21 protein-coding genes are annotated in these 26,702 nt (G+C 63.0%); 15 read left to right on the top strand and 6 right to left on the bottom strand.

Annotation, left to right across the window (positions count from 1 at the left end; translation table 11 throughout):
• Nucleotides 1–210: 210 nt before the first annotated feature.
• Together MON38_RS21895 and MON38_RS21890 are read left to right on the top strand one after the other, a co-directional pair.
• Complete coding sequence (locus MON38_RS21895) at nt 211–1,971, top strand: T9SS type A sorting domain-containing protein (RefSeq protein ID WP_241938293.1); 1,761 nt, start codon at nt 211–213, stop codon at nt 1,969–1,971.
• 179 nt (nt 1,972–2,150) lie between these two features.
• Entirely contained in the window at nt 2,151–4,667 is a 2,517-nt protein-coding gene (locus tag MON38_RS21890; RefSeq protein WP_241938292.1) for a TonB-dependent receptor plug domain-containing protein, read from the top strand.
• 77 nt (nt 4,668–4,744) lie between these two features.
• On the opposite strand, the gene MON38_RS21885 is transcribed toward MON38_RS21890, so the two are convergent.
• The 3 genes from MON38_RS21885 to MON38_RS21875 all read right to left on the bottom strand — a co-directional run bounded on the left by MON38_RS21885 (nt 4,745) and on the right by MON38_RS21875 (nt 9,264).
• Nucleotides 4,745–5,620: a hypothetical protein gene (locus MON38_RS21885; protein ID WP_241938291.1), complete on the bottom strand. Its 876-nt coding sequence runs from the start codon at nt 5,618–5,620 to the stop codon at nt 4,745–4,747.
• A 95-nt stretch (nt 5,621–5,715) separates the two neighbouring features.
• A complete protein-coding gene (uvrA, locus tag MON38_RS21880) occupies nt 5,716–8,568 on the bottom strand; it encodes an excinuclease ABC subunit UvrA (protein ID WP_241938290.1) in 2,853 nt (950 codons plus the stop codon).
• Nucleotides 8,569–8,655: 87 nt separating this feature from the next.
• Nucleotides 8,656–9,264: a hypothetical protein gene (locus MON38_RS21875; protein ID WP_241938289.1), complete on the bottom strand. Its 609-nt coding sequence runs from the start codon at nt 9,262–9,264 to the stop codon at nt 8,656–8,658.
• A gap of 234 nt (nt 9,265–9,498) precedes the next feature.
• Here MON38_RS21875 and MON38_RS21870 point away from each other — a divergent pair, with 234 nt between their 5' ends.
• From MON38_RS21870 to MON38_RS21835, 8 genes are all read left to right on the top strand, one after another.
• Nucleotides 9,499–10,890, top strand: coding sequence for an alpha/beta hydrolase family protein (locus MON38_RS21870; protein ID WP_241938288.1), 1,392 nt, complete (start codon nt 9,499–9,501; stop codon nt 10,888–10,890).
• A 169-nt stretch (nt 10,891–11,059) separates the two neighbouring features.
• Nucleotides 11,060–12,550: an alpha/beta hydrolase family protein gene (locus tag MON38_RS21865; protein WP_241938287.1), complete on the top strand. Its 1,491-nt coding sequence runs from the start codon at nt 11,060–11,062 to the stop codon at nt 12,548–12,550.
• A gap of 204 nt (nt 12,551–12,754) precedes the next feature.
• Nucleotides 12,755–13,816 carry a ComEA family DNA-binding protein gene (locus tag MON38_RS21860; RefSeq protein ID WP_241938286.1) on the top strand — a complete coding sequence of 354 codons (1,062 nt, stop codon included), beginning with the start codon at nt 12,755–12,757 and terminating at the stop codon, nt 13,814–13,816.
• 286 nt (nt 13,817–14,102) lie between these two features.
• Nucleotides 14,103–14,732, top strand: coding sequence for a (2Fe-2S)-binding protein (locus MON38_RS21855; protein ID WP_241938285.1), 630 nt, complete (start codon nt 14,103–14,105; stop codon nt 14,730–14,732).
• 109 nt (nt 14,733–14,841) lie between these two features.
• Nucleotides 14,842–15,825 (top strand): FAD binding domain-containing protein, encoded by a 984-nt coding sequence (locus MON38_RS21850; RefSeq protein ID WP_241938284.1) that lies wholly within the window; start codon nt 14,842–14,844, stop codon nt 15,823–15,825.
• Nucleotides 15,826–15,918: 93 nt separating this feature from the next.
• The gene (locus MON38_RS21845; RefSeq protein WP_241938283.1) at nt 15,919–18,252 is read left to right on the top strand and encodes a xanthine dehydrogenase family protein molybdopterin-binding subunit; all 2,334 of its coding nucleotides are present in this window, start codon (nt 15,919–15,921) and stop codon (nt 18,250–18,252) included.
• The gene (locus MON38_RS21840; protein ID WP_241938282.1) at nt 18,252–18,893 is read left to right on the top strand and encodes a nucleotidyltransferase family protein; all 642 of its coding nucleotides are present in this window, start codon (nt 18,252–18,254) and stop codon (nt 18,891–18,893) included. The genes MON38_RS21845 and MON38_RS21840 overlap by 1 nt, the downstream gene beginning before the upstream one ends.
• A 20-nt stretch (nt 18,894–18,913) precedes the next feature.
• Complete coding sequence (locus tag MON38_RS21835) at nt 18,914–19,552, top strand: NUDIX hydrolase (RefSeq protein ID WP_241938281.1); 639 nt, start codon at nt 18,914–18,916, stop codon at nt 19,550–19,552.
• 95 nt (nt 19,553–19,647) lie between these two features.
• On the opposite strand, the gene MON38_RS21830 is transcribed toward MON38_RS21835, so the two are convergent.
• Nucleotides 19,648–20,922, bottom strand: coding sequence for an MFS transporter (locus MON38_RS21830; RefSeq protein ID WP_241938280.1), 1,275 nt, complete (start codon nt 20,920–20,922; stop codon nt 19,648–19,650).
• Between the two features lie 121 nt (nt 20,923–21,043).
• Here MON38_RS21830 and MON38_RS21825 point away from each other — a divergent pair, with 121 nt between their 5' ends.
• The 4 genes from MON38_RS21825 (at nt 21,044) to nth (ending at nt 23,450) form a co-directional block, all read left to right on the top strand.
• Entirely contained in the window at nt 21,044–21,448 is a 405-nt protein-coding gene (locus MON38_RS21825; RefSeq protein ID WP_241938279.1) for a hypothetical protein, read from the top strand.
• Nucleotides 21,449–21,744: 296 nt separating this feature from the next.
• Nucleotides 21,745–22,383, top strand: coding sequence for an RNA polymerase sigma factor (locus tag MON38_RS21820; protein ID WP_241938278.1), 639 nt, complete (start codon nt 21,745–21,747; stop codon nt 22,381–22,383).
• Nucleotides 22,322–22,552, top strand: coding sequence for an anti-sigma factor (locus tag MON38_RS21815; RefSeq protein ID WP_241938277.1), 231 nt, complete (start codon nt 22,322–22,324; stop codon nt 22,550–22,552). Before MON38_RS21820 ends, MON38_RS21815 begins: the two co-directional genes overlap by 62 nt.
• A gap of 220 nt (nt 22,553–22,772) precedes the next feature.
• Nucleotides 22,773–23,450, top strand: coding sequence for an endonuclease III (gene nth / locus MON38_RS21810; RefSeq protein WP_241938276.1), 678 nt, complete (start codon nt 22,773–22,775; stop codon nt 23,448–23,450).
• An 89-nt stretch (nt 23,451–23,539) separates the two neighbouring features.
• On the opposite strand, the gene MON38_RS21805 is transcribed toward nth, so the two are convergent.
• Together MON38_RS21805 and MON38_RS21800 are read right to left on the bottom strand one after the other, a co-directional pair.
• Nucleotides 23,540–24,742: a glycosyltransferase family 4 protein gene (locus tag MON38_RS21805; protein ID WP_241938275.1), complete on the bottom strand. Its 1,203-nt coding sequence runs from the start codon at nt 24,740–24,742 to the stop codon at nt 23,540–23,542.
• Between the two features lie 90 nt (nt 24,743–24,832).
• A complete protein-coding gene (locus MON38_RS21800) occupies nt 24,833–25,858 on the bottom strand; it encodes a gliding motility protein GldB-related protein (protein WP_241938274.1) in 1,026 nt (341 codons plus the stop codon).
• Nucleotides 25,859–25,939: 81 nt separating this feature from the next.
• On the opposite strand from MON38_RS21800, the gene MON38_RS21795 reads away from it, so the two are divergent.
• Nucleotides 25,940–26,632, top strand: coding sequence for a porin family protein (locus MON38_RS21795; RefSeq protein WP_241938273.1), 693 nt, complete (start codon nt 25,940–25,942; stop codon nt 26,630–26,632).
• Nucleotides 26,633–26,702: the final 70 nt, after the last annotated feature.

Below are 26,702 nucleotides of genomic sequence, written 5' to 3'. Positions count from 1 at the left end.
GCTTTTTGGCAGCTCCCCTCCCCTTTTCCTCACCGGCTTTTCATGCCGCAAACTGGCATCGTTCCCGGCAACGATTGCGCGAATAAAACTACCCGAAAAGGCCCGGCACGCCCCCAGCCGCCCGTAATATTATCGTGGAATTTGCCGGGCCGCCGCTTGTGGTGAGTGGGGCGGCCCGGCAGTTCTTTCGCTTTTTACGGCCGTCGCGCAATGACCTGGTTTGCTGGTTTTCCTGCTGTTTTTTCATCGCGCCCTGCTGTGCTGGGCATTGGGCTGGCGCTGGCTGGCCTCGGGGCTGCAACTCCGGGGCTGGCGCAGCAGCTGGCGTTCCCCGGGGCCGAGGGCGCGGGCCGCTTCGTGAGCGGCGGCCGGGGCCGGGCCGCTGTGCCCACCACCGTATTTGAAGTAACCAGCCTGGCCGATACCAACGTGCCCGGCACCCTGCGCTACGCCCTGAGCCAGTCGGCCACGGCGGCACCGTCGCGCACGGTCGTGTTTCGGGTGTGCGGCACCATTCACCTCACGGCCCGGCTGAACATTCCAGCCAATACCACGCTGGCGGGCCAGACGGCCCCCGGCGACGGCATTTGCCTGGCCGACCGGCAGGTGAGCCTGAGCGGTAATAACGTGGTGGTGCGCTTCGTGCGCTTCCGCCTCGGCGACCGGTACCCGCAGGAGTCGGGCCTGGGCATGACCAACGGCAACGGCGACGAGGACGCCTTCAGTGCCACCGAGCGCAAGAACATCCTCATCGACCACTGCACCATGAGCTGGAGCGAGGACGAAGCCTTCACCTTCTATGGCGCCACCACCGACTCGATGACGCTGCAATGGAACCTGATTTCGGAGCCGCTGAACTACTCCTACCACTTCGAAACCGGCGACACCGACTACGAGCGCCACGGCTACGGCGGCATCTGGGGCGGGCGGCGGGCCTCGTTCCACCACAACCTGTTTGCGCACTGCAACAGCCGCACCCCGCGCTGGAACGGCACCCGCTACGGCGCGGCCGTGGGCTCGGAGAACTGTGACTTCCGTAACAACGTGATTTACGACTGGGGCTCAAACAACGTGTACGGCGGCGAGGGCGGCAACTACAACATGGTGAACAACTACTACAAGTCGGGGCCCAGCACCAGCAGCAGCTCGCGCTCGAAAGTGGTGAACCCCTACAAGCAGACCACTGCCCCACTGCTGCCCTACGCCCAGATTTACCTGGCCGGCAACTACGTGGATGGCTACCCCGCCATCACGGCCGCCAACTGGAAAGGGGCCACCATGCAGGGCGGCACCCTGGCCGATACCACCCAGTCGAAAGTGCTTGCGCCCTTCAACATTGCGCCGCTGAATACCCAGACGGCCGCGGCTGCCTACGCCTCGGTGCTGCAAAGCGTGGGCTGCGTGCTGCCCGTGCGCGATGCCGTGGACCAGCGCATCATTCAGGAAGTGCAGAACCGTACCGGCGGCATCATCGACGTGCAGGGCGGTTTTCCGGCCCACACGCCCATTGCCACCACGCAGGGCGCGTGGCCGGCCCTCGCCTGCGGCCCCGCCCCGGCCGACTCGGACCACGACGGCATGACCGACGCCTACGAAACCGCCAACGGCCTCAATCCCAACAACCCGGCCGACCGCCAGAACGTGGCCGCCAACGGCTACACCAACCTCGAAAACTACCTCAACGGCTTAGTGAGCGTGGTGACGGCCACCAGGCCTACCGGCGCTATTGCCGAGCCGCTGCGGCTGTTCCCCAACCCTGCCGCTGAGCAGCTGACGGTGGAACACCCGCGCTCCGGTGCCGATGCCCGCCTGACGGTGTATAACCTGCTGGGCCAGCGCGTGGCAACGGCCCAGCCCGCGGTGGGCGGCAGCACCACGCCGCTGAGCCTGGGGGCCCTGTCCCAAGGCAACTACTTGGTGGTGTACACCGATGCCCATGTGAGCCTCACGGCCCGCTGCAGCCGGGAGTAGCGGCAAGCCGGCACTATAAGACCATTGCGAAAAGCCGACCTGATGCGTTCAGGGCGGCTTTTTTGGTGATAGCCAGCGCAGGGCGCACGCGCGGCCTTCACAGTGTCGCCATCTTTACGTCGTAAACTCGTCCTTTCTTCGTTGGTTGGCTTTGTGGCCGCCGTTGGTTTCGCTGTTCTATGCCTGTTGCTCGCGCTAAAAAAATCCTCCTGCTTACCACGCTGGCCGTAGCGGCGGGCCTCAGCGCCTTCCGCCTGCGGCCCACCGACGACAGCCTGCTGCCCCGCGTAGCCCGTCAGCTCACCGACTACCTGCTGGCCGCCCGCCAGGAAAAAGCCTACCTGCACCTCGACCGACCGGTGTACGGCACCGGCGAAACCATCTGGTTCAGCGCCTACATCGTCGATGCTGCCCAGCACCAGCTCGATTCGCTCAGCCAGGTGCTGCACGTCGACCTTTTATCGCCCGAGAAACGTGTGGTGGCTCGCCGCACCCTGCGCCTGAAGGGTGGCCGCAGCAGCGGCGACCTGCTGATTGCCGACACGCTGGCCCCCGGCACTTACGTGCTGCGCGCCTACACCAATTGGATGCGCAACGCCGGCGACGAGTTCGTGTACAGCCGCCGCCTCAGCATCTGGCCGGCTTCGCCCGTGGGCCCGCAGGAAGCTGCGGTGCCCAACGCCCCCACCACGCCCGCCGGCAAGGCCCGCGCTGCCGCTGCCGCCCGCCCCGACGTGCAGTTCTTCGCCGAGGGCGGCGACCTGATTGAGGGCCTGCCTGCCGTGGTGGCCTTTAAAGCCATGGATGCCAGCGGCCGCAGCCTCAGCGTGCGCGGCCAGCTGCTGAATGCCCAAAACACGGTGCTGACCACCTTTGCCAGCCGCCACGCCGGCATGGGCCGCTTTAGCCTGGTGCCCGGGGCCAGCCAGCGCTACCGTGCCCGCGTGACGTTGCCCGACGGCAGCACCGCCGACTACCCGCTGCCCGCCGCCCAGCCCAGCGGCTACTCGCTGCACGTGGTGGAAAGTGGCGAAAACTTCCTGGTCGAAGCCCGCTACCGGGGGCCGGCCGGCGCGGCGGCCCCCGGGCCGGTGCAGCTGCTCACGCAGGTGCGCGGCGTGGTCGCCTACCCTGGCCCGCGCCCGCTGGTGGGCGACGTGCCCGCCGCCTGGCGCATGCCCAAGAAGAACTACCCGGCCGGCATCGTGCACTTCACGCTGTTCGATGCCGCCGGCACGCCCCAGGCCGAGCGCCTGGCGTTCGTGCCCGACGAGGCCGCCGGCCTGCGCGTAAGCATCACCCCCGACCAGCCCAGCTACGGCGCGCACGCCCCGGTACAACTCACGGTGCGCGTAGCCGATGCCGCCGGCCAGCCCGTGGCCGCGACGCTGTCGGTGGGCGTGAACGATGCCGCCCTGGGCGCCCTCGACCCCAACGCCGAAACCATTGCCTCGAACCTGCTGCTAACGTCCGACCTCACCGGCTATGTGGAAAGCCCGGGCTACTATTTCCGCACGCCGTCGGCCACGACGGCCCAGCACCTCGACGACCTGCTGCTCACCCAGGGCTGGCGGCGTTTCGTGTGGAAAACCGTACTGGCCGGCCAGGCCCCCCCCGTTCGCTTCAACCCCGAGCAGGAGCTGAGCCTGGTGGGCCAGGTGGTGAGCGAGCACGGCCAGCGCCCCATTCCGAACAGCCAGATTACGTTCCTGCAGACCCGGCCCGCCAAAAACGTGACAACCGCCACTACCGGCGCCGACGGGCGCTTTGCCTTTTCCGGCTTCCCGGTGGGCGACACCGCCGTTATCACCCTGCAGGGGCGGCGCTCGCAGGGCGGTTCCAACGTGCTCATCATGCCCGATGCCGGCCCCGTACCCGCTGCGCAACCGCTGCCCACGCTGCCCCCCCTTAGCGCGGCCCCGGCGGCCGTGTCGACGCTGGTGCGGCGTAGCCGCCAGGTGCAGGCCGCCGAGCTGGACCTGCACCCCGAGCGCGCCATGATGCGCAACATCAACCTGGCCAACGTGGCCGTGACGGCCAAGCGCCAAACGGTGCCGGCCGACGACCCGCGCCGCCTCTACGGGGCATCGGGCGGCACCGTCATCGACTTCGCCAACGACCCGGCGATGCAGAACGGAGCCAACGTGCTTCAGAAGCTACAGGGCCGGGTAGCGGGCCTCACCATCAGCGGCAATCCGCCCAACATGACGGTACAGATTCGGGGCGCCGGCAGCCCGCAATTTATCCTTGATGGCCAGCGAGTTGACCTGGACATCATCAACAACCTGTCGCCCAACGACATCGAATCGGTCGAGGTATTCAAGGGGGCTGAAGCGGCTATTTTTGGCGGTTCGGGCGGAGCCATTGCCATTTACACCAAGCGAGCCGACCCGAAATATCGTTCTACCGACAAAGCACTGGCCCCCGGCATTGCCACCGTGAAGCTGCCCGGCTTCTACCCGGCCCGCGAGTTCTATTCGCCGCGCTACAGTTCGCTGCTCACCAACCCGCCCGCCGACACCCGCATCAGCACCTTGTACTGGAACCCCGAACTGCGCACCAATGCCAAAGGCGAGGCCGAGGTTCACTTCTTCACCGCCGACGGCGGCGGCACGTTCGAAGCCGTGGCAGAAGGCTTGGGCCGCGGCGGCCAGCCCGGCCGGGGCAGCAACACGTTCACGGTGAAAGGGAAATAACGCGCATGCCCTTACAAGCAGAAACCCCGCTGGTACGCACCAGCGGGGTTTCTGCTTGTAAGGGCATGCGCGTTATTCTAATCGCGGGCGGCGTTGCGGGCGGCAATTTCGGCTTCGGCGGCGGCAGCGGCTTCGTCGCGCAACTGCCAGGCGGTTTTGCGGCCGCCCAGGCGCGAGAAGATAAAGCCGCCAATGACTACGACGGTTGCGCCAATCAGCGCGGCCCAGCCCAGCTCAGGAATTTCGCGCAGGCGCGCCACCCATACCCACACCAGCGCCCAAGCCACCACCAGCGGGAACACGAGGTCGCGAAACACGCGGCTCATCAGCAGCCCGAGGGCCACCACGGCCGCTATCAGCCCCAGCGTGAGCGTGACGGAAGCGCCATCGGCCGTTTGCCAACCCAGTGTGCGAATGGCAATGGTGAAGTTGATGACGGCAGCCACCGAAAGCCAGCCCAGCAGCAGCGATATGGGTACGCCGGCCAGCCACGGCGCGGCATCGGCAAAAATGCGTCGCCGGGTGCGGCCGTAGGCCATGGCCGTGGCCGCCAGCAGCAGGAACATGACGCCCGCGCTGGGCACAATCAGTTCATACGCAAACAAAACCACCCACGCGCCCAGCCCAATGCTCACCAGCGTGAGGGGTTTGGCCAGCGCATCGGGCAGCGACAGCTCGCGCTGGGCCGGCAGCAGCTGCCAAACCGCGTAAATCAATAAGGTCAGGAAAATCAGCCCCCAGATGCCGAACGCCGTGCCCGCCGGCGTGAGCAGCGTGGGGTATTTGGCCGACACCACGGCCTGCGTTTGCCCGGCAAATGGGCGCAGTACGGAATAAGCATTGACGGCAATGGCTCCGACGATGGCCAGAGCCGTGAGCCAGCGCCAGGCGCGGCCGGCGGCCGAGTGGCGAGGTGGGGCGTAGTGGTCGGGAGCGGTGGCGGCGAGAGGCATGCGGGAAGAAAAGCTGTGCTTTCACCTACGTAAGCAGCTGAAAGTTGGATGATGAGCCCAGCACCCGCGTAGTTGGCGGGCACCGGGCCGCAACATTACACCTTTTCGGCCAGGAAACGCGCCGTGTGGTTGGTTTCTTTCAGTTTCACCATGTCCTCGGGCGTGCCTTCGAACAGCAGGTGGCCGCCATTCAGGCCGCCCTCGGGGCCGAGGTCAATAATCCAGTCGGCGCACTTGATGATGTCGACGTTGTGCTCGATGATGAGCACGGAGTTGCCCTGCTCGATGAGGGCATTGAGCGCGCCCAGCAGCTTGGCAATGTCGTGGAAGTGCAGGCCGGTGCTGGGCTCGTCGAAGATGAACAGAATCTTATCCTGCTGCAGCGTAGCGCCTTTGGTGAGGAACGAGGCCAGCTTCACGCGCTGGGCCTCGCCGCCACTCAGCGTGTTGGCCGACTGCCCGAGGCGGATGTAGCCCAGGCCCACGTCTTCCAGCGGCTTGAGGCGCTCGGCTACTTTGGGCTGCGCCTGAAAGAACTGCACGGCGTCGGAGACCGTCATTTCCAGCACCTCATCAATGCTCTTATCCTGGTATTTAATTTCCAGAATGTCCTGCTTGAATTTGTGGCCGCCGCAACCCTCACAGGTGAGGTAGATGTCGGCCATGAACTGCATCTCGATTTTTACCTGGCCTTCGCCCTGGCACACTTCGCAGCGCCCACCGTCCACGTTGAAGCTGAAGTGCGACGGCTTCAGCCCGCGCGCCTTGGCCAGCGGCTGCTCCGAAAAAAGCGTCCGGATGGCGTCGTAGGCCTTCACGTACGTCACCGGATTCGAGCGCGACGACTTGCCAATCGGGTTCTGGTCCACAAACTCAACGTGCGACACCTGCCCGTTCACGCCGGTGAGGCGGTCGAACTTGCCGGTGCTTTCGCCCGCACCGCCGCCCAGCATCTTCATCAGGGCCGGCGCCAGAATACGCTTGATGAGCGTGGACTTGCCCGAGCCCGACACGCCCGTTACCACGGTCATCACGCCCAGCGGCAGCTTCACGCTCACGTTTTTCAGGTTGTTTTCGCGGGCACCGGTCAGCTCCAAGGCATTGCGCCAGGGGCGGCGGACCTTGGGCACAGGCACTTCCATGCGGCCGCTCAGGTACTGACCGGTGTAGGTGGTCGTGTCCTGCAACAACGCGTCCATGGTGCCCTGAAACATCAGGTTGCCGCCGCCGCTGCCGGCTTCGGGGCCGATGTCGATAATCTGGTCGGCGGCCTCCATCATCTTCTCCTCGTGCTCCACCACCACCACGGTATTGCCAAGCTGCTGCAGGGAGCGCAGCACACCGATGAGTTGCTCGGCATCCTTCGGGTGCAGGCCGATGCTGGGCTCATCGAGCACGTACATCGAGCCCACCAGCGCCGAGCCCAGCGAGGTGGCGAGCGAAATGCGCTGGCTCTCGCCGCCGCTCAGCGTGTTGCTCAAACGGTTCAAAGTCAGGTAGCCCAAGCCCACGCGGTTGAGGTAGCCGAGGCGGTTGGTAATTTCCGTTACGAGGCGCTCGGCCACTTTGGCGTCGTGCTCGCTCAGGCGCATGTTCTCGAAGAATTTCAGCGCCTCCGAAATGGGCAGTAGCACAATGTCGGCAATATTCTTCTCATCGATGCGCACGTACTGGGCATCTTTGCGCAGGCGGGTGCCGCGGCAGTCGGGGCAGGTGGTGCGGCCCCGGTAGCGGCTTTGCAGCACGCGGTACTGGATTTTGTGGGTCTGCTCGCTCACCCACTTGAAGTAAGAATCGAGGCCCTGGAAGAACTTGTTGCCGGTCCAGAGCAGACGCTGCTCGGCCTGGCTGAGCTCGTTGTATGGCCGGTGAATGGGGAAATCGAAGCGGATACCGTTTTTCAGCAGCGGCTTCAGCCACTCGCCCTGCTTCTCGGTGCGCCAAGGCGCAATCGCGCCTTCGTACACCGTCAGGCTCTTGTCCGGTATCACCAAATCCTCGTCAATCCCCAGCACCGAGCCGAAACCCTCGCAGGTCTGGCACGCGCCGTAGGGGTTATTGAAGGAGAAGAAATTGACGCTGGGCTCCTCGAACGTAATGCCGTCGAGTTCGAATTTGTCGGAGAAGGTGCGGGTTTCGGGCTCGCGGTCGGCGCCGGACATCTGCACCAGGCAAGTGCCGTGGCCTTCGAAAAACGCGGTTTGCACCGAGTCGGACAGGCGGAAGAGCAGGTCCTCGTCATCGGGCCGGAGCACGGCGCGGTCAATCATGATGTAGACGTCGCCCTTCACCTCGGGCTGGCCTTCGGCAATCAGGTCCTCAATCTGGGCGGTTTCGCCGTTCACCACCACGCGGCTGTAGCCTTTTTGCAGCAGCAAATCCAGCTCCTTGCTCATGGGCCGCGACTTGTCGGGCCGGTGCAGCGGGGCCAGAATCATGGCCCGGGTGCCGTCGGGCTGCGCGGCCAGGAAATCGACCACGTCGGCCACATTATCCTTGCGCACCTGCTCGCCGCTCACCGGCGAAAATGTTTTGCCCACCCGCGCAAACAGCAGCTTGAGGTAGTCGTAAATCTCGGTGCTGGTGCCCACCGTCGAGCGGTTGTTCTTGATGCTGACCTTCTGCTCGATGGCAATGGCCGGCGAAATGCCCCGGATGTAGTCCACGTCGGGCTTGTCCATGCGGCCCAGAAACTGGCGGGCGTAGCTGCTCAGGCTTTCCACGTACATGCGCTGGCCTTCCGCATACAAGGTATCGAAGGCGAGGCTGGATTTGCCCGAGCCCGAGAGGCCCGTGACGACGATGAACTGGTTGCGCGGCAGGGCCACGCTGAGGTTTTTGAGGTTGTGAACCCGGGCGTTTTTGATGAGGATAAATTCGCGCGGGTCGAGGTTATCAATGGCGTTGTCGGCGGGGGCCGAAACTTGCAAAGCGTCTTTTTTGGGCATAAACGAACTAACAGCGAAACCGGGCCGGAAGGTTTCGGCGGGGCGGCTGTGGCGGGGCTACGAAGGTACGGGCGGGGCGGGGGTGCATTATTCCTCCTTACCCAACAACCCGTATTGACGCCTATTCACTTTTCGCTTCACCTCCTCGGTAGCAATAGGACGGGCATCATCCTGCAACACATTACTCCAGTAAATCGCTGGCTCGCGCGAAAGCTGTTGATTGAAAATAAATGCTTTGTAGTCTTTGTCTATAATATCGATAAATCCTAGCTGAAATGTTTTAACACTATCTGATGCATAGCCAGTTGGGCTCTGCGCACATAATTTATCATAAAATTCGACAGTCTGACCTGCTGGGATAATTATAGGTTCTGGAGAATTTCCGTCACAACCGCTAGGCCCACAAATTGAATAAGCTCCTTTTGAAGCCCATGCCCAATGCCAACTACAGCGCATGACAACAATTTCTCTTTGATGGCTAGTGTTATTACGAATTGCCATTCTAGCACTAAGTGACAAGACCGGTTTGCCAGCTTGAATAGGTTTGCCTTTGGAACTCATTGCCGCCACGAATTCATACCCCACAATCTCGGCCGTCACCACCAAATCATCCGGCGCGGTCTTCACCGGCGCTTGGGCCACGGTGCGCAACGCCAGCAGCAGGCAGGTCAGCAGGAGCATTACGGTTCTTTTCATAGCTGCTAAAGTTAGGCGCTGGCACTTGTTGCCCCAGCAGCATCGGCGGGGTTTATGATAACGATGTAGAGACGCGACACTTCGCGTCTCTTCGTTGAACGGAATGCCCAGGCATTGTCGAACGATTTCGTTCAATGCCGAGACGCGAGGTGTTGCGTCTCTACATCGTTATCATGGGCACAACGGCAAAGCCAACTCGTGCAGTAGCTTCGCCTAGCTGTATCCGCCCCCCACATGCCCACTTCTCCCCACCTGCTCCTCCTCGCCGCCCTCCTCCCCTTCTCCGCCGCCCACGCCCAGACGGCCCCGCGCCCCAGCCTCAGCGGCGACTGGAGCGGCGAAGTAGCCACTCTGGAGCTCACCTTTCACCTCCAGGACCCTACCGGCGGGCCGCGCACCGCCAAACTCGACATTGTGGAGCAAAACGTGGCCGGCCTGGTGGTCGACTTCCAGGCGCCCGGCGACAGCGTGTACCTGCGCCTAAGCAAGCCCATCGCGGCGCGGTTTGCCGGTCGCCGCTCGGCCGATGGCCGCCAGCTTAATGGCGAGTGGCAGCAGGGGCTGCGGGCATTTCCGCTCACCCTCACGCGGGCTGGAGCGGGTGAGGCCACCGGCCCCAAGCGGCCCCAACAGCCGCACGCACCCTTCCCTTACCAGTCAGCCGACGTGACGTTTCGCAACGAGAAAGCCGGTATCAGCCTGGCCGGCACCTACACCGTGCCCGCCGACATGGGCCCGTTTCCGGCCGTGGTGCTGCTCACCGGCTCGGGGCCCGAAGACCGTAATTCCACCCTCTTCGGCCACCAGCCCTTTGCCGTGCTCGCCGACTACCTCACCCGCCACGGCATCGCCGTGCTGCGCTTCGACGACCGCGGCGTGGGCCAGAGCGGCGGCAACGTCGCCACGGCCACCAGCGCCGACTACACCACCGATGCGCAGGCCGCGCTGGCCTGGCTGCGCGCCCAGCCCGGCATCCGCAAAAACCAGGTGGGGCTGATTGGGCACAGCGAAGGTGGCACGGCGGCCATTGGCGCGGCCGGGCAGCCGGGCGGCCCCAATTTTCTGGTGCTGCTAGCCAGCCCCGCCATTGCCGGCGATGAGCTGATTGTGCAGCAGTCGCTGGCCCTGGCCCGCCTGCAAACCACAGATATCGCGCAACTGGCCGCCATTGAAAAGCAGCAGCGCGCCATGACGCAGCTCATCCAGCAGACGCCCAACGATGCCGAGGCCCGCACCAAGCTCCTCGCCTTCTACCACCTGACCGACAACCCGACCGCGGCCGCCCAATTCGAGCCAAAGCTGCAAATGGCCATTTCGCCGGCCTACCGCCACCTACTGGCCGACCGTCCTGCCCTCACCCTGCCCAAAGTGCACTGTCCGGTGCTGGCCCTGGGCGGCAGCAAAGACGTGCAGGTGCCCGCCGCCGCCAACCTGGCCGCCACTACCACCGGCCTCAAAGCCGCCAACAACCGCGACGTGACCGTGAGGGAATTGCCCGGCCTGAACCACCTGTTTCAAACCGCGCCCACCGGCGGCATCGCCGAATACGGTACCATCGAAGAGACGTTTGCGCCGGCCGCGCTGCAAGTCATCGGCGACTGGATAACCAAGCACACGCCGCGTTAATTTTTCCTTCTGCGTCGAAATCGGCTTTTGGAATCAGCTGGCTTATTTGAACGGGCGTCGGCTCGATAATTGCGGAAGTTGAAATTGGGCATTAGAAACCTTTGTTGTATTTTTCACGTCCCAAAGCCTCCCCACAACATTCTACTCAAATTGAAAACAGGCTGATTCCATGATTCGATTTATACTTGGCGCGCTCCTGCTACTAAGCTACCTGCTACCTACCGCCGCTTTTGCGGCTACCGACCCGCCCGCTGCTGCGCCCCTCAACGGCCAGTGGCGTGGTCCACTGAAGATGCTGGGCGGCGAAATCACCCTCGTCATCACCATTGTGCCGCTCACCAACGGCACCTATTACGCGGCCCTCGACGCTCCGCAGCAGCGCATCAGCCGCATGCCCGTCGAGGTGGAACTGAAGGGCGACAACCTGACCCTGCGCATCGAGCAGGCGGGCAGCAGCTTCGAAGGCAAGGTGCTCGACAACGGCGCGACTTTCCAGGGCACCTGGAAGCAGCCCGGCGTGACGGCCCCGATGACCTTGAAGCGCGCCATTGCCTCGGCCGTGGCAGCCACCAAGTTCAAGGCCGCGCCGCCCTATCGCGTGAATGACGTGACCTTCACCAACCCCGTCACCCGGCAGAAGTTGGCGGGCACCGTCACGGTACCGGCCGGCGAAGGCCCGTTTGCCGCCGCCGTGCTCCTCTCCGACTCCGGCCCGCAGGGCCGCGACGTGGACGTGAACGGCTACCGCATGTTCGGCCAACTGGCCGACTACCTCACCCGCCACGGCGTGGCCGTGCTGCGCTTCGACGACCGCGGTGTGGGCAAATCGGGCGGTACCTACGCCAACGCCACCACCGCCGACCTCGTGAGCGACGCCCAGGCGGCCATGACCTGCCTGCGCACCCAGCCGCTGGTATCGGCCTACCGTGTGGGCCTCATTGGCCACGGCGAAGGCGGCAACGTGGCCCTGCTGGCGGCGGCCACGCCCAGCCACGCGCCGGCGTTTGCTGTGTCGCTGGGCGGCTACGGCCAGCCCGGCTACGACGTGCTGCTGCGCCAGCAGGGCGAAATCATGCGCCTGATTGGGGCCGACCCTGCCCAGGTGAAAGCCGCCCAGGACGTGTACCAGCGCACGGTGGCCATCATCCGCCAAACGCCCGACAACGCCAAGGCCCGCCTGAAAGTGGCCACCCTGCTCAGCAACACCAACGCGGGCATCGATGCCGGCATGGCCCGCGCCCGCGCCGTGCAGCTCACCACGCCCTGGTCACGCTACTTCTTCGATTTCGACCCGTTGGCCCAGCTCGGCAAAGTGCAATGCTCGGTGTTGCTGCTCAATGGTACTTCCGACCTGCAAGTGTCCGCTCGGCGCAACATGACGCCGCTGTACCGTGCCCTGCGCAAGGCCAACCGCACGGCCGTTTCCTACAAGCTCGACGGGGTAAACCACCTGTTCCAGCCCGCCCCGGCCCAGTGGCCCATGATAAACGGCGTGCAGCAGCCAGTATTTTCGCCCGAGGCCCTGAAGCTCATCTACGGCTGGGTGGCCACCGAAACCCGCCTGCCCGGCGGCCCCGTGCCCGTAACGGTGAAGCGCCCGGCCCCGTCCAAATCGGTACGGCCCAGCCGCACGCCCAGCACCGCCCGCGCCAGCAGTTGACATTGAGTTAAGAGTTAAAAGTGAGGAGTTAAGAGTTACCGGCAATTTCAACTCTTAACTCCTCACTTTTAACTCTTAACTGCCTTGCTGTTTCGCTGATTTTCTGTAAACTTGCCGCAGCGGCGGAAACTGGTTCGGCTGGTTTCCGCCGCTTGCTTTTCCACCTGCCTCATCGTCGGCTTCGGCCGGCTCTACCGCGTCGTCATGGCCGCATTGCCACCCCCGCCGAGCCCTCGCCGGCTTTGGGCTCGTCTGAACCCGCTGCACTGGCTGCGGCGCTCCTTCGGCTACTCGCGGGCCGAGGCCCGGGGCACGGTGGGCCTGCTGCTGCTTATGCTGGTGTTTATCGTCGCGCCGCTGCTGCTGCGCCCCGAGCTGCCCAGCTACCTGCCCGCTGAGGACCAGAAGGCCCTGAACGAAATGACCGCGCAGCTCAAAGCGCACCGCACGCTGGAAACCGGCTTCGCCAGCCGCTACCCGAAAAGAGAGTTCAAAAAGTTTGAGCGCAGCGGCGCGCGCTACCCCGTGGTGGCGCAGGTGCGGCTGGCGCCTTTCGACCCCAACACGCTCACGGCTGAAGGCTGGGAGGCACGCGGCGTCCCGCATTTCGTGGCGGCTCGCATCGTGAAATATGGTGAGGCTGCCGGCGGCTTTAAAGCCAAAGCTCAGTTGAAGAAGATGTATGGGCTGGAGGATTCGGTATACCAACGCCTAGCGCCCTTTATGCAGCTGCCCGACGAGGCACCCAAGCGCGAGTATGCCAGCAACCGGCCCGGCCCCGATGGCAAGTTTCCGCCTTTCGCCAGCGCCAGCGGCGAGGCCGCGCTCGGCAAATTCCCGCGCAAGCCCCGCAACCTTCAGCCTTTCGACCTGAACCGGGCCGACACCACGCAGCTGATGCAGATTCGCGGCATTGGGTCGGGCCGGGCCAAGTGGGTGGTGAAGTACCGCAACCAGCTCGGCGGCTACCTGCGCGAAGACCAACTCGACGAAGTATTTGTGCTGCGCGACGCGCCCGACCTGCGCGACAGTTTGAAGAAATACACCTTCGTGGCCCCCGGCTTCGCTCCGCAGGGCGTGAATGTGAACACGGCCACCTTCGATGAGATGTACCTGCACCCCTATATCGGCAAGCCCAAAGCCCGGCTCATTGTAGCTTACCGCCAGCAGCACGGCCCCTTCCGCAGCCTGGAGGACTTGAAGAAAGTGCCCGTGCTGAAGCCGGAAGATGTGGAAAAGATGCGCCCCTACCTGCGTTTCGAGTAGCGGCTACTGCTGCTTCCGCGGTGTCGCGCTTGCAGGGGCGATGTTTTTTATTCGGGCACAAACCTCAGCAATTGCCTTATTTAGTCCTTTTACTGACTGCAAGTTATTTGGTACGTCAACAAAAGCTTGGGCCGAATCTCACCAAAAATTCATGGCACGGGGTAACCGCAGGTAATTGCATTTGCGTACTAAGCGGTTGAACAAAGCAGAGCGACCCGCCTCGACGCTCGCCAACCAAAAGCTCCCGAGCCGGTTTGCTTTATCAATTCAGCCCTCAGTTACCGCTATGATGGATTCTAACACGCCCGAACCGGCTGCCCAGCCCGAACAGGACGGCCGCCGCTCCTTTATCAAGCAGGCCGGCGGCTTGCTGGGCCTGGCCCTGGCCCCGCCGCTCATCAGCCAGGCCGAGCGCCTCACGGCGATGTCGAAAAAAGTGGAGGGCGTGACCGAAATGCGCTTGAAAGTGAACGGCACCGTGCGCACCATGCAGGCCGAGCCCCGCGTGACGCTGCTCGACGCTCTGCGCGAGCGCCTCGACCTCACCGGCACCAAAAAGGGTTGCGACCACGGCCAGTGCGGCGCCTGCACCGTGCTCGTCGACGGCAAGCGCGTGAACAGCTGCCTCACGCTGGCCGTGATGGTGCAAAACAAGGAAATCACTACCGTGGAAGGCCTCGCCAAAGGCGAAGAGCTGCATCCACTACAGCAGGCCTTTATCGACCACGACGGTTTCCAGTGCGGCTACTGCACGCCGGGCCAGCTCATGTCGGGCGTAGCCTGCCTGAAGGAGGGCCACGCCAAAACCGACGACAGCGTACGCGAATGGATGAGCGGTAACCTCTGCCGCTGCGGGGCCTACCCTAACATTGTGGCCGCCATCCGTCAGGTCGAGCAGAGTGGGTTTAAGGGATAAGAATAGTAGTGAGTAAAAAGTATTGAGTAGTGAGATGAGCGACAGAATTAAGCCGCCATTTTCTATTAAATTCTTCCTGCTCAATACTTATGACTAACGACTAAGAGCTATGAACAACTTCAGCTACACCCAGGCCAGCTCGGCCAAAGAAGCTACCGCCAGCCGGGCCGGCACCGCCCAGTCGGCCTACATCGCAGGCGGCACCACGCTGCTCGACCTGATGAAGGCCAACCTAGAGGAACACGCCCAACTGGTCGACATCAACCTGCTGCCCTTTAAGGGCATTGAGCAGACGGCCGACGGGCTGCGCATCGGCGCGATGGAGCGCATGAGCGACGTGGGCGAGCACCCGCTGGTAGTACAGAACTACCCGGCGGTGTCGGAGTCGCTGCTGCTGGCGGCTTCGCCGCAGCTGCGCAACATGGCCAGCATTGGGGGCAATATGCTGCAGCGCACGCGCTGCGGCTACTTCCGCGACGCGGCGTTTCCGTGCAACAAGCGGGTGCCCGGCTCGGGCTGTCCCGCCATTGCCGGCGACAACCACAACCTCGCCATTCTAGGCGTGAGCGACGCCTGCATTGCCACCGCCTACCCCGGCGACCTGGCCGTGGCCCTGGCCGCCTTCGATGCCGTGCTGACGCTGGAAAACGCCAAAGGCAAGCAGCGCCGCGTGCCCGTCACCGAATTCTACGTGCTGCCCGGCCGCACCCCGCAGCGCGAAACCGTGCTGGAGCCCGGCGAATTGATTGTGGCCGTGACCATCCCAAACACCGCCCACGCCCGCCGCTCGACTTACCTAAAAGTGCGCGAGCGCACCAGCTACGCCTACGCGCTGGCCTCGGCCGCCGTGGGCCTAGATGTGCAGGGTGGTACCATCCGCTCGGCCCGCGTGGCGCTGGGCGGCGTGGGCACCAAGCCCTGGCGCAGCCCCGAGGCTGAAAAGGTGCTCACCGGCGCGCCGGCTACTGAAGCCACCTTCCGGGCTGCCGCGGCTGCCGCGTTGCGTGGGGCCCAGCCGCACGACGACAACCGCTACAAAGTAGAGCTGGCCCAGAATACGCTGGTGCAGGCATTATTAGCTGTTAGCTCATAGCCATTAGCTGTTAGCTCACGCCAAAGCAGTCATCGCTGACCAATTCCAACAAAAAAGCTAATAGCTAACTGCTATAGGCTAACAGCTTAAAACATGGATACCGAACCGAAATTTTTCGAAACCAACCCCACCGCCGGCGTGGTGGGCAAGCCGCTGAACCGCGTGGACGGCCGCGACAAGGTGATGGGCCGGGCCAAGTACGCCGCCGAGTACAACAACCTGCCGGGCCTGGCGCACGCGGTTATCAAAACCAGCGACGTGGCCAAGGGCCGCATCACCGGCTTCGATACCACGGCGGCCATGAAGCAGCCCGGCGTGCTGGCCATTCTCACCTACCAGAACATCCCCAAGCTGGCCAAAACGCCCAACGATGCCGACGGCAAAAAGGCTATTGGCGCGCCCATGGGCTACTTACCGCTCACCGACGACCAGATTCACTACGCCGGCCAGCCGGTGGCCGTGGTGGTCGCCGATACGCTGGAGCGCGCCCAGTATGCCGCCGCCCTGCTGAAAGTGCAGGTGGCAGCCGACAAGCCCATTGCGTCCTACGAAGACCCGAAAGCCCAACTCTTCGACCCCGAGAAAATTCAGGATGGCAAAGCAGATGGCCACGTGAAGCGCGGCGATGCGCAGGCGGCTTTCGCGGCCGCGCCGGTGCAGCTCACGCACAAATACACGCACGCCATCAACCACCACAGCCCGATGGAGCCCGGGGCCACCACGGCCCACTGGGAAGCCCCCGACCGCCTCACGATTTACGAATCGACGCAGGGCGTGACGCGCACCCAGAAATCGGTGAGCACCATGCTGGGCCTCTCGGCCGAGCAGGTGCGCGTGGTGACGAAGTACCTCGGCGGCGGCTTCGGCTGCAAGGGTTCGGCCTGGCCGCACACCATCCTCACGGTGCAGGCGGCCAAGGCTGTGGGCCGGCCGGTGAAGCTGGCCCTCACGCGTCCGCAGATGTTCACGGGCATGGGCCACCGCGAAGACCAGACCCAAACCCTACGCCTTGGCGCAACCAAGGACGGCAAGCTTACGGCCCTCATCCACGAGAAAACCTCCACCACGTCGCCCTGGGACAATTACGCCGAGTCGAATAGCAAAATCATCAACATGCTGTATGAGTGCCCCACCTTCGAGGCCTCGTACCAGCTGGCCCGGGCCAATGTGATGACCTCGACCTTCACCCGCGCCCCGGGCGAAGCCCCCGGCTCGTTTGCCATCGAAAGCTCGATGGATGATTTGGCTTACCAATTGGGCATCGACCCCATCGAAATCCGGCTGCGCAACTACGCCGAGAAAGACCCCACCAATGGCCATCCGTGGAGCAGCAAAAGCCTGAAACAATGCTATGCCCGCGGAGCTGAGTTGTTTGGCTGGAGCAAGCGCAACCCCAAAAACGGCGCCACCCGCGACGGCCGCCTGCTGGTGGGCTGGGGCATGGCCACGGCCAGCTACCCAGTGCACAACTCGCAGGGCACGGCCCGCGCCCGCCTCTACGCCGACGGCCACGCCGTGGTGCAGTCGGGTGCTACCGACCTGGGCACCGGCACCTACACTGTGATGACCCAGGTGGCCTGCGACGCCCTGGGCCTGCCCATGGACAAAGTCCGCTTCGAACTGGGCGATACCAAGCTGCCCACCGCGCCCAACTCGGGCGGTTCGGTGGCCGCCGGCACGGTGTCGTCGTCGGTATACATGGCCGTGCAGGATTTGTGGCAGAAGCTCATCAAAGTGGCGGTGCTCGATAAAAAGTCGCCCCTCTACCGCGCCAAAATCGCCGACGTGGAAGCCAAAGCCGGCCGCCTCCAACTGAAATCGGACCCGAAAAAAGGCGAAGGCTTTGCCGACCTGATGAAGCGCGCCGACATGAGCGACGTGGAAGGCAACGGCCAGGGCCGCTACGGTAGCGGCTACGAAGACGCCCAGGCCGCCGCCAACGCCGACCAGAGCAAGAAGGATGAAGCCGCCCACCACTCCATGCACTCTTTCGGCGCGCACTTCTGCGAGGTGAAAGTCGACCCCGACCTCGGCACCGTGCGCGTCACGCGCTGGGTGAGCGTGCACGGCGCGGGCCGCATCCTCAACGCCAAAACTGCCCGCTCGCAGATTATTGGCGGCAGCATTTTCGGCATCGGCGCGGCGCTGATGGAAGGCACCGTGCGCGACCAGCATTTCTCGCGCTACACCAACGCCAGCCTGGCCGACTACCACATTCCCGTGAACGCCGACATTCCGGAAATGACCGTGGAGTTCATCGACGAGCACGACCCGCACATCAACGCCATGGGCGTTAAGGGCATCGGCGAAATTTCGATGGTGGGCGTATCGGCTGCCGTAGCCAACGCCGTGTTCCACGCCACAGGCAAGCGCGTGCGCGAGTTGCCCCTCACGCCCGAAAAAATCTTAGGCGCGAAAGCTGTGTAATGCCGGATTTTATTGCATCTGAACCCAACGCCACCGCTCCCGATTCGTCGGGGCCGGTGGCGTTGCTGTTGCTGGCTGCCGGGGCCTCCACCCGCATGGGCCGGCCCAAGCAGCTCCTGCCCTACCACGGCCGCACCCTGCTCCGCCACGCCGCCGAAACGGCCGTAGCCAGCGGCTGCACGCCCGTGGTGCTCGTGACCGGAGCCTTGCATGAAGAATTGCTGGCCGAAGTAGCCGGCCTGCCCATCCAGGCTGTGCGGAATGAAAACTGGGAGTCAGGCATGGCCTCCTCTATTAAAATCGGCTTGGCGGCCGTGGCCCCGGCGCAGCCCCGCGCCGTGCTCGTTATGCTCACCGACCAGCCATTAGTAACGCCAGAGCTGCTGCGGCAGCTGGTGGCGCAACAGCAGCAAACGCAAGCGCCCATCGTGGCCGCAGCTTATGGCGACACGCTCGGCGTGCCCGCCATTTTTGCCCGCGCGCTGCTGCCGGAGCTACTTCAGCTGCAAGGGCAGCAGGGAGCGGGGCGTCTCATTGCGGGCCGGGGCGCGGCCGTGGGACGTGTGGTTTTTCCGGCGGGCTTGCTCGATGTGGACACGCCCGAGCAGTACGCGGCGTTATTAAGCGGCGACGCATTTTAATTTTTCTGCCCTCCCCCCAAATGGACCCTGCTTTTGACTTTCTTAGCATTGCGCAACGCCTGCAAGCCATTGCCCAGGCCGGCCTGGCCTACGAGCCCAATTCCTACGACCTCGAACGATACGAGGAAGTACACCGCCTGAGCCTGCGCCTGATGGCGCTGCTCACCGGCGAGCCCGTCGCCCGGCTCAACGCCTTATTTGCCAACGAAACCAGTTATCCCACGCCCAAGGTCGATGTGCGGGCCGTGCTGTTTCGGGGCTCCGATGAGCTGCTGATGGTGCAGGAAAAATCGGACGGCAACCGCTGGACGCTGCCCGGCGGCTGGGCCGATGTCGGCTACACGCCCTTCGAAGTGGCCGTGAAAGAAACCTGGGAAGAAACCGGCCTCAAAACCCAACCCGTGCGCCTGCTGGCCTTGCTCGACAAGAAGCGCCACGCCCACCCACCGCAGCCCTGGTACGTGTACAAGGCCTTCGTGCTATGCCAGGCCACGGGCGGCACCCTGCAAGCCGAAACCGCCGAAACCGCGCAGGCCCGTTGGGTACATCGCTCCGAGTTGTCTGCTCTACCCCTTTCCAACGACCGGGTCACCCTCGCGCAGCTCGAAACCATGTTCCAATTTGCAACCAACCCCGACCTGCCCACCATCTGCGACTAAACCAGTAGCTCAGCAAAAATAGGGCACTGCCGCCGGACAAATGCGCCGAAGGCTCTGACCACCGGGCGCGGCCGTGGGCCGGTGCTTCCTACCGCCTACTTCGTGCCCGATTCCAGCTTGCGCAGCTTGTCGGCCCGCCAGGCTGTGATGGCCACTACCAGCAGCGTCATCAGCCCACCGAAGACCACCGAGCGCACGGTGCCTAGCAGCCGCGCCGCCCCACCGCTCTCAAAAGCCCCAATCTCGTTGCTCGAACCGATGAAGATGTTATTTACCGCCGACACCCGTCCCTTCATATACTCCGGCGTGTAGATGTGAATCAGCGTCGAGCGCACAATCACCGACACCGAATCGAACACGCCCGTCAGGAACAGCAGGAACAGCGACAGGAAGAAGTTTTTCGACAGCGCGAAGCCAATGGTGGCCAGTCCGAAGCCCGCCACGGCCCACAACAGCTTGCGCCCGGCCCGGCGCTTCAGCGGGAAGTAGGTGAGGAAAACCGCCATCAGCACCGAGCCAATGGCCGGGGCCGCTTCCAGTTGCCCGAAGCCGGTAGCGCCAACTTTCAGAATATCCGACGCGAATACCGGCAGCAGCGCTACCGCCCCGCCAAACAGCACCGCGAACATATCCAGCGACAGCGCCGCCAGCACCAGCTGGTTGCTGAAAATGAAGCGCAGCCCGCTCAGCACGCTGTCTTTCAGGCTTAGCTTTTCGCCCTCCATTGGCGGCAGCGCCCGGCCCGCGATGCGGGCAAACTGCACCAGCGCCAGCGCCAGCAGCGTCGTGCTCACAATGTAGGAGTTGGCCACGCCCAGCGCGGCAATCAGGTAGCCGCCAATGGCCGGCCCCAGCACCGACGACGCCTGGTACGTCGTGCTGTTCCAGGTAATGGCGTTGGGCAGCAGCGCACGGTCGGGCAGCAGCTGCGGCATAAACGAGAACAGCGCCGGCCCCATAAAGCCCCGTGCAATACCGCTCACAAAAATCACCGCGTACAGCGGCAGCGTGTAGAGCGCATCCTTGGCCAGCAGGCCAATGCCATAAGGGCTGGCCAGCACCGCCAGCGCCACCGCGCACAGCAGCAGCACCGCCAGCGCCACCACCACAATGTTCTTGCGCCGCACCGAATCGGCTACGTAGCCCGCGTACAGCGACACTACAATGCTCGGCACGGCTTCCGACAAGCCAATCAAACCCAGCGCCAGCGGGTTGTTGGTGAGGTGGTAAATCTGCCAGCTCACCACCAGGCCCTGCACCCGCGTGGCCACCGTAAGCAGCGTGCGGGCCGACACCAGCCGGCGAAAATCGGGCACGCGCAGCGCCGCGTAAGGGTCGTGGGCCGGGGCCGAATCAGCGGATGGCAACATAGGCAGCAAAGCCCCCTCATACGGCGGCCGCTGGCAAAGGTAGGCCCGGCCCCGGCGCAGCCTGGTATTGCGCGGGCGTTTCGGCTATCTTGCACAGTTCCCCTCGCTCATTCATCCGCCCATGCCCGACTTCGGCCTCGACATCACGCCCCGCCCCGACCTGCCGGCCGTGGTAGCCCGCTGGCAGCGCGAAATCAGCGAAACGGAACTACACGACGGCTATTTCGCCATCCTCGCCGCCGCCGATGCGCTGGGCTGCTGGCGCTGGCTGCTCGACCTGCGCCGCCGCGAAGAGCTGGCCACGCCCGCCCTCACCTACTGGATGAACCACGACTTTTTCCCGCGGCTGGTGGGCCGCTACCCTGCGCCCGTGCGCATTGCCTTCCTGGCATCTCCGCTACGCGCGCAGCAGCAGGCCTCCGATAGCTCGGTAGCCACCATCAGCGCCAAATCGCGGATTGAGCAAGGCTACCTCACCGCGCTTTTCACCGACGAAGCGGCGGCTTATCAATGGCTGGCCGAATGAAACGGGCAATTGGCCGAAATCTTTTTCGCCAATCAGAAACTTTTTTTCGTCGATTTGCCTACGGCCAAAACCAAAAAAATGGCCTAGATGAAGTTTTGAGGAAGGTTGCTTGCAATTGGCTAAAATATTTTGTCATTTTTTCGGCAATGGGTATTGCGAAAGTGCGCGGCATTTCTCTACATTTGGAAAGATTCCAGCGGCCTGACAGTCAAGTCCCCGCGGGCCTCCCCAAAAATTTACCGGTAACTGCATACTATGGCCTAAAGCTCTACGTTCCCTTCTCACCGTAGCCCTTTATGGACCTCTTGCAACCGAGCGATTCCGCGCTCATTTCGCTCTACCTGGCCGGCCAGGAATCTGCTTTCGCCCTCCTGCTGGAGCGCCATCGCAGCCGTGTGTTCACGACCATTCTGCTCATCGTGCGCGATGAGGAAGTGGCCGAGGACCTGTTGCAGGACACCTTCATCAAGGCCATCCACACCATGAAAAGCGGGCGCTACAACGAAGAGGGCAAGTTTGCCCCCTGGATTTGCCGCATCGCCCACAACATGGCCATCGATTCGTTCCGCCGCAACAAGCGCACGCCGCACGTGAGCTTGTCCGACAACGACCGGCTGGCCAACACCCTCACCATTGCCGACGACGGCCCGGACGACGTGCTGGCCCGCGAAGAAACCCATGTACGCCTGCGCGCGTTAATCCAGGAATTGCCCGCCGCCCAAAAGGAGGTGCTGCTGATGCGCCATTACGGCGACATGAGCTTCCAGGAAATTGCCGACGCGACCGGCGTGAGCATCAACACGGCCCTGGGCCGCATGCGCTACGCGCTGATTAACCTGCGGAAGAAGATGACCGCAAATTCCCTGCATCATTATGATTCAAACTTTACCGTATTCGACCCTGCTCCAGTATGTATACAACGAATTGCCGGTTGAAAGGCAGCGCGAGGTAGAGGAGGCATTGCAGCACGACCCGGACTTGGCCGCCAGCTGCGCCGACCTCCTTTTGGCCCAGCGGGCGCTCGACGGCGTACGTCGGAACCCGCGGCCCGAAACCTCCGAGGCCATTTTGCGCTACTCGCGCACCTTTTTAAGCAAGTCCTGAGCCCCTTCGATTTTTTGTGGCGGCCGTTGCACACCCCGCGCTGGCGGGCGTAATTTGGTTGCAGAGCAGCACGTCATGCTGAACGCAGTGAAGCATCTTGACCGCAGTAGTAAATCAAATTACTATTGCGGTCAAGATGCTTCACTGCGTTCAGCATGACGTGCTTTCTTTGAGCGGTTACGATGCACCTACTTTTGCGCTCCGCCCACTCCCCCACCGCATGACTCGCGCCGCCCGGTTCCAATACTTCCTCGACTATTTCACCACCAACTTCCCCGAGCCCAAAACCGAGCTGGCTTACGGCAACCCCTACGAGCTGATTGTGGCCGTCGTGCTCAGTGCGCAGTGCACCGACAAGCGCGTGAACCTGGTGATGCCCGCGCTGCTGGCCGAGTTTCCCACTGCCGCCCACCTCGGCGCGGCTACGGCCGATGACATCTTCCCCTTCATCCGCAGCGTTTCATACCCGAACAACAAGGCCAAACACCTCGCCGGCCTGGGCCGCATGCTCACCGATGATTTTGGCGGCGAAGTCCCGAGCCAGATTGACGAGCTGCAGCGTCTGCCCGGCGTGGGCCGCAAAACGGCCAACGTGGTAGCTTCCGTCATCTACAACCAGCCTGCGATGGCGGTGGACACGCACGTTTTTCGAGTATCGCACCGGCTCGGGCTGGTGCCGAAAACGGCCACTACGCCGCTGGCCGTGGAGAAGGCGCTGGTGCGATACATTCCCGAGGAATACGTCAATAAAGCTCACCACTGGCTGATTCTGCACGGCCGCTACATCTGCGTGGCGCGCTCACCGAAGTGCAGTATTTGCCCGTTGGCTCCCAGTTGCGCCTACTTCGAGAAGCAATTCGGCAAAGCTGCCGCGTTTGTACCTATTCCAGAAAAGTAGCCTTGCTGCGATATCAGAGCCGTTTTTCAGTACATATAGTTCAATCTGTGGTGCTAGGCAGTACAAAAGCCGAAACGCCCAGCACAAAACTATTGGGCTGCTGCTTCAAGAATCTGCTGCACCTGCGCAGCCAGTTGCCGGCGGTCGAACTCCTGACTGGCTAAGGTTCTGCCGTTTCTTCCGGCGGCGTCTAGTTGTTCAGGGCTCCGCAATAATTCGCTCAGCCGCGCGGCCAGGGCCCGGGCATCGCCAGCCGACACGTACCAGCCGCAGGCGTGCTTCTCAACCAGCGCTTTTGTCCAGCCAGCATTGGTGACAACGACTGGCGTGCCCACGGCCAGCGAGTCATAGAGCTTGGCTGGCGAGTTAGCATCGAGCACCGGCAGGCCCAGAAACGATACCACCGAAACATCGGCCAGCGCAAACCACGCAAACACCTCGTGCCGCGCCAGCCCGCCTACCAGCCGAATACGCCCCGGCCAGCGCGCTGCCGCCGTCGCCACCAACGGCTCAAAAAACCCGTGGCCCAGAAAAACCCACACCGCATCTGAGTTTTCGGCGGCTACAGCTTCGGCAGCCGCTACCAGCGTCGGAATATCATTAGCCCGGCCAAAAGTACCGGCGTATAGAATCACCCGCTTACCGGCCAAGCTCTGCGCCTGCCGAAGCTTCTCCACCGCTTCGGGTGTAGCGCGGGCGGCTAAGTCCAAGTCAGTACCGTTGAGCACAGTCATGACTTTATCAGCCGGAATGCCCAAATCCGTCACGTAGCGCGTCATATCCGGCGAGAGCGGCAGGATGTGCCGGGCGCTTTGGTACAGCCGCTTTTCCATCCGGTAGAGCTGCTGCCGGGCCAGCGCGGTAGGCACTGCGCCCATCGCAATCGGGAAAGCCGGCCACAAGTCCTGTACCTCGAACACCCACGGCACGCGACGCCATCGCGCCACCTGCGCCGCCGCCCAAGCCGCCGTGAGCGGCGTACTAATACCCCAGATGACGTCGGGTTTATCGATTCGCAGCCCTTCGCGCACGGCCCAGGCAGCATATTGGGCAAATGCCAGCGCCCGCCGCGCCGGCCCCATCTTATTCTCGTACGGAATAGCTGCCTCCCGTATTTCCACACCCTCCGGCACCCACGGAAACTCCCGCGTCAGCCGCTGCCCTTTCCAGGCGGGCGTAGTCAGCAGCGTGACGCGGTGAGTTTTCGCCAGGTGCGCCAGCAACGTGTAGTGCCGGCTGGTAGCCGGGCAGTCGGGGTTGGTGTGGTACTGGCTGAAAACGGCAACGTGCATGAAGGCAATGGCTGAATGGGTAAATGGGTGAATTGGTGAATGGATGCGCAACATTTAGCGATTCATCCATTCACCCATTCAGCCATTCACTCACGGCTTTTTCGGCCGGTAGTGCGAGTCGTTCAGCAGGCGCTGGGCGTTAGTTTCGGCCATCAGACGGGCCAGCGGCACGTTGGGGTGCTCGGCCACGTACTTGCGAATAATTTGCAGGCCCACCCACTGGCCCACCCGACCGGGGCAGGTTTTATCGATTTCGGGCACGTTGGGCCGCTCGCCCACGTACTTCTGCAGCAAAAACGGCGTGGTCGAATACAGCAGGTTTTTCTCCAGAAAATGGCCCCACACGCGGGCTTCGTTGCCCTCCAGCCCAATCATTTCGCGGCCGGTGTAGCCCATCAGCACCGAATCGGGCGTGCAGGGCAGCATCTGGCTGGCGAAGTAAAGCGTTTTACCGGCGTGCACCATCGCATCGAGCATGGTATTGGCCGTGAGCTCGTGCTTGTTATACTTGCTGGCCACGTCCTGCGCCAGCAGCGGCATCAGGCCGCGCGGCGTGTAGCGGCGCAGCATGTACTGCGGCAGGTCGGGCCGTTTGCTGGCCTTGGGTCCCACAAACCAGTCCAGGCTCATCACCAACAAGCTGTCGTTCACATAAATGTCCTTGGCCAGAAACCCGCTCACGTAGGTGTAGCTGGCCGGCACCCTAAAATCCGGAAAGTAATGGTGCACCCGCCGGAACACCTCGCTCACGTCGTGCCGCAGCGCCGCGCTGTCGGGGAAAGCCGCTGCTGTTTCGCGGCCTAACTGCTGCAGCGCCGGGTTGGTCGCCAGCTGCACCAGGGTTTTCGCTAGCTCCTGCTCTTTGCTGGGCTGCCGCTGCAGGTAGTAGCGGGCAAACCGGGGGGCTGCATTCATAAATTGCAGCGCCTCAGCCGGCGTTTTCAACCGGAAAAATGCCGGCTCCAGCCGCTGCAGCTTCACCGGAACGGTTGCGGCATCAGCGGCCGCATCGGGGCGGCAGCCTTCGGCTGGGCCGCTTTTGCAGGCGGTCAGGCCCAGGCCTGTAATCAGAAAGATGGGCAGCCAGCGCCGCCAGGCAAAATTATTCGTATCCACGCGCGTTACTTTGGAGTAAAATTAGCCCAAAACCGACCGGCACTCCGTCGTTCTACTCTGCAATTGTACTATCCGTTTCATATGAAAAAAGTATTTCTGGCCCTGCTGGCCCTCGTCGCCACTGTTGGCACCGTTTCGGCTCAGGTCGAAATCGGCCTGAAAGTATCGCCCGCCATCACCAGCCTGCGGGCCGAGTCGACTACGAAAAACGCTTTCGCCAGCGACGGCAGCCAGCTCGGCTTCAGCGGCGGCCTAGTGGTCGATTACTTCTTTGGCGAAAATTACGCCTTCAGCACTGGTCTGGAACTGGCTGGGAAAGGCGGCACCGTGCGCTACACCGATTACTACAACAACGGCGTGGGCAACGGCAATCCATTCCAGACCTCTTACAAAATGAGCACGCAGTACCTGCAGGTACCGCTCACAGTAAAACTCTTCACTAACGAAATCGCGCCTGCCACGCGCCTTTATTTCCAGGTGGGCGGCTCGCTGAACGTGCCCATCGGCACGCGCATCAACGGCAGCAAATTCTACACCGACCCGGCCAATGGGACCGAAAATAAAGCCGGCGACTACGTCTATTTCTTCGACGCCGACGCACTAATAGCTGCCGGGGCTGAATATACGCTGGGCCAAAGCACCAAGCTTTTCGCCGGCCTCGGCTACCACCGCGGTCTGGTCGACATCGACCACTACTTCGAAAGCAAGCGCGGCATGAGCGACGTAACCATCAAAAACAGCTCGTTCGGCCTCGACCTCGGCATAAAATTCTAGCCTAAAATAAAACACCACCAAAAAGCCCCAGCTTCTCACGAGGCTGGGGCTTTTTGGTGTTTCAAGTCAC

The organism is Hymenobacter cyanobacteriorum (assembly GCF_022631375.1).
GTDB classification, from domain to species: domain Bacteria; phylum Bacteroidota; class Bacteroidia; order Cytophagales; family Hymenobacteraceae; genus Hymenobacter; species Hymenobacter cyanobacteriorum.
The sequence above is the reverse complement of the archived record's forward strand: the minus strand, read 5'-3'. Positions and strand labels throughout refer to the sequence as shown.

What these genes read in the sequence shown, in the direction of transcription:
- MON38_RS21895 (WP_241938293.1), top strand. Translation starts at nt 211, where the DNA reads ATGACCTGGTTTGCTGGTTTTCCTGCTGTTTTTTCATCGCGCCCTGCT.
- MON38_RS21890 (WP_241938292.1), top strand. Translation starts at nt 2,151, where the DNA reads ATGCCTGTTGCTCGCGCTAAAAAAATCCTCCTGCTTACCACGCTGGCC.
- MON38_RS21885 (WP_241938291.1), bottom strand. Translation starts at nt 5,620, where the DNA reads ATGCCTCTCGCCGCCACCGCTCCCGACCACTACGCCCCACCTCGCCAC.
- uvrA (WP_241938290.1), bottom strand. Translation starts at nt 8,568, where the DNA reads ATGCCCAAAAAAGACGCTTTGCAAGTTTCGGCCCCCGCCGACAACGCC.
- MON38_RS21875 (WP_241938289.1), bottom strand. Translation starts at nt 9,264, where the DNA reads ATGAAAAGAACCGTAATGCTCCTGCTGACCTGCCTGCTGCTGGCGTTG.
- MON38_RS21870 (WP_241938288.1), top strand. Translation starts at nt 9,499, where the DNA reads ATGCCCACTTCTCCCCACCTGCTCCTCCTCGCCGCCCTCCTCCCCTTC.
- MON38_RS21865 (WP_241938287.1), top strand. Translation starts at nt 11,060, where the DNA reads ATGATTCGATTTATACTTGGCGCGCTCCTGCTACTAAGCTACCTGCTA.
- MON38_RS21860 (WP_241938286.1), top strand. Translation starts at nt 12,755, where the DNA reads ATGGCCGCATTGCCACCCCCGCCGAGCCCTCGCCGGCTTTGGGCTCGT.
- MON38_RS21855 (WP_241938285.1), top strand. Translation starts at nt 14,103, where the DNA reads ATGATGGATTCTAACACGCCCGAACCGGCTGCCCAGCCCGAACAGGAC.
- MON38_RS21850 (WP_241938284.1), top strand. Translation starts at nt 14,842, where the DNA reads ATGAACAACTTCAGCTACACCCAGGCCAGCTCGGCCAAAGAAGCTACC.
- MON38_RS21845 (WP_241938283.1), top strand. Translation starts at nt 15,919, where the DNA reads ATGGATACCGAACCGAAATTTTTCGAAACCAACCCCACCGCCGGCGTG.
- MON38_RS21840 (WP_241938282.1), top strand. Translation starts at nt 18,252, where the DNA reads ATGCCGGATTTTATTGCATCTGAACCCAACGCCACCGCTCCCGATTCG.
- MON38_RS21835 (WP_241938281.1), top strand. Translation starts at nt 18,914, where the DNA reads ATGGACCCTGCTTTTGACTTTCTTAGCATTGCGCAACGCCTGCAAGCC.
- MON38_RS21830 (WP_241938280.1), bottom strand. Translation starts at nt 20,922, where the DNA reads ATGTTGCCATCCGCTGATTCGGCCCCGGCCCACGACCCTTACGCGGCG.
- MON38_RS21825 (WP_241938279.1), top strand. Translation starts at nt 21,044, where the DNA reads ATGCCCGACTTCGGCCTCGACATCACGCCCCGCCCCGACCTGCCGGCC.
- MON38_RS21820 (WP_241938278.1), top strand. Translation starts at nt 21,745, where the DNA reads ATGGACCTCTTGCAACCGAGCGATTCCGCGCTCATTTCGCTCTACCTG.
- MON38_RS21815 (WP_241938277.1), top strand. Translation starts at nt 22,322, where the DNA reads ATGATTCAAACTTTACCGTATTCGACCCTGCTCCAGTATGTATACAAC.
- nth (WP_241938276.1), top strand. Translation starts at nt 22,773, where the DNA reads ATGACTCGCGCCGCCCGGTTCCAATACTTCCTCGACTATTTCACCACC.
- MON38_RS21805 (WP_241938275.1), bottom strand. Translation starts at nt 24,742, where the DNA reads ATGCACGTTGCCGTTTTCAGCCAGTACCACACCAACCCCGACTGCCCG.
- MON38_RS21795 (WP_241938273.1), top strand. Translation starts at nt 25,940, where the DNA reads ATGAAAAAAGTATTTCTGGCCCTGCTGGCCCTCGTCGCCACTGTTGGC.